The sequence below is a fragment of the Mesorhizobium sp. M4B.F.Ca.ET.089.01.1.1 genome (genome assembly GCF_004022605.1).
GTDB classification, from domain to species: Bacteria; Pseudomonadota; Alphaproteobacteria; order Rhizobiales; family Rhizobiaceae; genus Mesorhizobium; species Mesorhizobium abyssinicae.
On sequence record NZ_RZOS01000586.1, the window covers coordinates 1 to 2,999 of the forward strand.

The window sequence follows — 2,999 nt, forward strand, 5'->3', positions numbered from 1 at the left end:
GCGCCATGCTGGCGCGGGCGGCCCGGGCGCGGGCGACGCTCGACGGCCGTTCCTATGTGATCCCCGACGACGTCAAGGCGCTCGCCGTGCCGGCGCTGCGCCACCGCGTCATCCTCTCGCCGGCCGCGCAGATCGACGGGCGGCTGGTGGAGCAGATCGTGTCCGACCTCGTCGACCAGACGGAAGCGCCGCGTTGATCTATCCGAGCGGTAGAGCGGTCTGGGCAGCGGCGGCGGGCGCGATTCCCGCGTTCCTGATCGCGCTCGCGCTGCCGTCCTTCTGGTATATCGGCCTGCTCTGGATCTGCCTGCTGCTTGCCTTCCTGGCGGTGGACGCGGCCGCCGGACGCGGGCGCGCCTCGCTCAGCGCCAGCCTCGACGCGCCGCCGCAGGTCGGTGTTGGCGGGCGTTTCGCCGTCCGCGTCGCCGCCAGTCTCGGCAAGCAGGCGCGCATGCTGCAGGCGCGCGTCGGCCATGACCTGCGGCTGGAGCCGATCCGTGGCACGGGCGGCGCGCTGCCGGCGAATGGCGGAACGCTCGACCTCGAATTCACGGCGCTGAGGCGCGGCATGGCCAATTTCGACCGGCTGTGGCTGCGCTGGCGCGGGCCGTTCGGGCTGGTCTGGAACCAGGTCGAGCTGCCGATGGACGAGAAGGTCGCTGTGCTGCCCGACGTCAGCCGCGCCCGCGACGAGGCGATCACGCTTCTGCAGCGCTCGGCGCAGGCTGACGGCCATGCCCAAAAGCGGGCTGGCCAGGGCCGCGAATTCGAGGCGCTGAAGGACTACCAGCCCGGCATGGGCCGGCGGATGATCGACTGGAAGCGCAGCGCCCGCCACGGCAAGCTCCTGGCCCGCGAATTCCGGATCGAGGAGAACAATAGCATCGTGCTCGCCATCGACAGCGGACGCCTGATGTGCGAGCCGGTCGACGGCGTGCCCAAGGTCGACCGCGCGGTGACGGCGGCGCTGCTGTCAGCCTTCATCGCCCTGAAAGGCGGCGATCTCGTCAGCCTGTTCTCTTTCGATGCCAGGCCGCGCATCTCCAGCGGCGCGGTGCGCGGCTCGACCAGCTTCCCGATGATCCAGAAGCGGGCGGCCGAAATCGACTATTCCAGCGAGGAAACCAATTTCACGCTGGCGCTGACGACGCTTTCGGGCAAGCTCGACCGGCGCTCGCTGGTCATCATCTTCACCGATTTCGTCGATCCGATCAGCGCCGAGCTGATGCTGCGTACCGTCGGCCGGCTGACCGAGCGGCATCTGGTGCTGTTCATGATGATGAAGGATGTCGAACTGGAGAGCCTCGCCGACATGCCGCCCGCGACGCCGGAGGATGTTGCGCGCGCCGTCACCGCCGGCGGCCTGCTGCGGGAACGGCAGGTCGTGATCGGCCGGCTGAGGCTGCTCGGCGCGCATGTGATCGAGGCCGACCACCAGCGGCTCGGCCCGGCGCTGGTCGAGCGCTATCTCGAGCTCAAGCAGGAGAATCTGCTGTGACGAACCCGGCCGGCACCGATGCGGTGCGCCAGACGCTGGCCAGCTTCCGCCAGGAACGCGAGGCCGACTGGAAGGCGTTCGAGGCGCTGCTGGCCCGGGTCGAGAAGCGGGCGCCGCGCACGCTTTCGGAAGAGGAACTGCTGTCGCTGCCGCTGCTCTATCGCTCGGCGCTGTCGTCACTGTCGGTGGCCAGGGCGACCTCGCTCGACCATGCGCTTGTCGCGTATCTCGAAGCACTTTGCCTGCGCGGCTATTTCTACCTCTATGGCGCCCGGCGCGGCTTGCGGCAGCGCATCGGCGATTTCTTCCTTCACGACTGGCCGAACGCCATACGCGCACTGTGGCGCGAAACCCTGGTGACGGTCGGCTTGACGGCGGTCGGCGCGGGCGCCGGCTACTGGCTGGTGGCTTCCAACAAGGGCTGGTACGACGCCATCATCGCGCCCAGCCTTGCCGGCGGCCGCAATCCGGATTCGTCGGCCGCGATGCTGCGCAGCGTGCTCTATGACGGCGCCGACAACCAGTTCCTGTCGAGCTTCGCCGCCTATCTCTTCACCCACAACACCCAGGTGGCGATCCTTGCCTTCGCGCTCGGCTTTGCCTTCGCCGTGCCAAGCGTGCTGATCATCCTGATGAATGGCTGCATGCTCGGCGCGATATTCCAGATCTACGCCGCCAAGGGGCTCGGCTTCGAGCTCGGCGGCTGGCTGTCCATCCACGGCACGACCGAGCTGTTCGCCATCGCGCTTGCCGGTGCGGCCGGCATGCGCATCGGCACGCGCATCGCCTTCCCCGGCGAACTGACCCGCATGGCGGCGGCGGCGCAGGCCGGGCGCATCGCGGCGACAGCCATGGTCGGCGTCGTGGTGATGCTTCTGTTCGCCGGCCTGCTCGAAGGCATAGGCCGGCAGACCATCACCGGCGACGGCGCCCGCTATGCCATCGGCGGCGGCATGCTGGCGCTATGGTGCGCCTATTTCTATCTGTTGAGGATTGTGCGGCATGGCGACGGTTAGACGCGCCACCCTCGCGCCGACGCGGCCGCTGATCACACCGGAAGGCGTCGATCTGCGCATCAGGCTTGCCGATGCCGGCACGCGGGCCGCGGCCTTCGTGCTCGATGTGGTGATCATCACCACTGCTGCGATCGTCATCACGATCGTCGCCCTGTTCGGGCTGCGCGGCATCGGCTTCGGCGGGCTGCAGCCGCTGTTCGTCGTCTGGATCATCCTGATCTTCCTGCTGCGCAACGCCTATTTCATCGCCTTCGAAGCCGGCCGCCGCGCCGCGACGCCAGGCAAGCGCATCGTCGGCATCCGCGTCGCCTCGCGCAGCGGCGCCGGCCTGCCGGTCGATCAGGTCATCGCGCGCAATCTGATGCGCGAGATCGAGATCTTCCTGCCGCTGTCGATCATCGCCGGGCGCGGCGGCGCCGGCGTCGCCGACACGCTGACGACCATTTTCGGGCTGGCGTGGGCACTGCTCTTCGCGCTCTTCCCGC

The 2,999-nt window shown here is 68.8% G+C and carries 3 protein-coding genes and 1 pseudogene; all 4 read left to right on the top strand.

Annotated features, from left to right (window positions below):
- Positions 1-197 (top strand): annotated as a pseudogene (locus EN780_RS31105) (magnesium chelatase); the annotation flags it as partial.
- A complete protein-coding gene (locus EN780_RS31110) occupies positions 194-1,498 on the top strand; it encodes a DUF58 domain-containing protein (protein ID WP_128276190.1) in 1,305 nt (434 codons plus the stop codon). The pseudogene EN780_RS31105 and the gene EN780_RS31110, both read left to right, overlap by 4 nt.
- Positions 1,495-2,514 carry a stage II sporulation protein M gene (locus EN780_RS31115; RefSeq protein ID WP_128276191.1) on the top strand — a complete coding sequence of 340 codons (1,020 nt, stop codon included), beginning with the start codon at positions 1,495-1,497 and terminating at the stop codon, positions 2,512-2,514. The genes EN780_RS31110 and EN780_RS31115 overlap by 4 nt, the downstream gene beginning before the upstream one ends.
- Positions 2,501-2,999 (top strand): RDD family protein (locus tag EN780_RS31120; protein ID WP_133372794.1); only part of this gene is annotated, 499 nt, incomplete at its 3' end. The genes EN780_RS31115 and EN780_RS31120, both read left to right, overlap by 14 nt.